General features: G+C 67.7%; 2 protein-coding genes. Both read left to right on the forward strand.

The genetic code is table 11. From position 1 onward, the window contains the following. The coding region (locus AC2JF9_RS10065) for a hypothetical protein (protein WP_500727493.1) at positions 1 to 208 on the forward strand (208 nt) is incomplete at its 5' end. 14 nt (positions 209 to 222) lie between these two features. Then, the gene (locus tag AC2JF9_RS10070; RefSeq protein ID WP_500727495.1) at positions 223 to 360 is read left to right on the forward strand and encodes a hypothetical protein; all 138 of its coding nucleotides are present in this window, start codon (positions 223 to 225) and stop codon (positions 358 to 360) included. The last annotated feature ends 43 nt before the right edge of the window (positions 361 to 403 follow it).

Genomic DNA, 403 nt, shown 5'->3' on the forward strand with positions numbered 1-403 from the left:
TAAATTCTCCTGGGTGCTCATCCCGCTCTCGCTTCCGTTCGTCTGGATGCTGTTCCTCCATCGCCGGCGCTACCGGCGCTACGGCGCCTACGACCATGTCGTGTTCGTGACCTATTCGATCGCCTTCATGAGCCTGCTGCTGATCGGCTATGCGCTTCTCGCCGGTATCGGCCTTGGCGGCGCGGCGCTGTTCCAGGCGTCCTGCTGATCGGCGCCGTCCACTTGTACCGCCAGCTCAAGGACGCTTATGAGCTTCCCTGGTGGAGCGCGCTTTGGCGGACGGCCGCGCTTGCGATCGCGGCGCTGGTCGTCCTCGCCCTCTTCCTGTCCGCGCTGCTCACCGCCGGAGCGCTCGGCTGAGCGCCGCCGAGCCGGCATCCGCCGGAGCCGCGCGGCCGGAGCT

This window comes from Lactobacillus sp. C449L (genome assembly GCF_059900815.1).